The 859-nt window shown below is 67.5% G+C and carries 1 protein-coding gene; it reads left to right on the top strand.

Features of this window, described 5'->3' with window-relative positions; translation table 11 throughout:
- Positions 1 to 859, top strand: an 859-nt coding sequence (locus tag A9X01_RS15180) for an AMP-binding protein (protein ID WP_155772107.1), incomplete at both ends; no start/stop codon positions are given.

Here is an 859-nt window from a genome sequence, read left to right as displayed (position 1 = left end):
CCCGGGTGTTGGAGGGGATGAGCGCGGATGCGGGGCGGCGGTTGGCGGTGCTGGATCTGCTGGGTGCCGGTGAGCATGCGGGGTTGGCGCGGTGGGGTAACCGGGCGGTTCTGAATGAACCCGGTCCGAGCCCGGTGCCGGTGTCGATTCCGTTGTTGTGGGCCCAGCAGGTGGCGCGCACGCCGGCGGCGGTGGCGGTGGTGGGTGAGAGTCGGTCGATGACCTATCGCGAGGTGGAGGAGTCGGCGAATCGGTTGGGGCATTTGTTGTCCGGGTTGGGGGTGGGTCCGGGTCAGTGGGTGGGGTTGTTGGTGTCGCGTTCGCCGGCGACGGTGGTGGCGATGCTGGCGGTGCTCAAGACCGGGGCGGGGTATGTGCCGATTGATCCGGGGTTGCCCGATGAGCGGGTCGATTTCATGGTGGCCGATGCCGCTCCGAGTGCGGTGTTGACCACCGCGGGGTTGGCGGGGCGGTTGGCCGGGCATGCGGTGGCGGTCATCGATATCGAGGATCCGGGTCTGCGTAGTTACCCGGCGACGGCGTTGCCGGTGCCTTCGGGGGCCGAGGTGGCCTATCTGATTTACACCTCGGGGACCACCGGTGTTCCCAAAGGTGTTGTGGTGACTCAGCATAACGTGACGCAACTGTTGGCGTCGGTGCGCGCCAAGCTGCCCGCAGCGGGGGTGTGGTCACACTGGCACTCGCTGGCCTTCGACGTCTCGGTCTTCGAGATCTGGGGCGCCCTGCTGTCGGGGGGCCGGCTGGTCATCGTCCCCGAATCAGTGGCCCGCTCACCCGAAGACTTCCACACCCTGCTGGCCACCGAAAACGTCACCATCCTCAGCCAAACCCCCTCGGC

This window comes from Mycobacterium asiaticum, from assembly GCF_001668675.1.
Lineage (GTDB): Bacteria > Actinomycetota > Actinomycetes > Mycobacteriales > Mycobacteriaceae > Mycobacterium > Mycobacterium asiaticum_D.
This window is presented reverse-complemented; position numbering and strand designations above follow the sequence as displayed.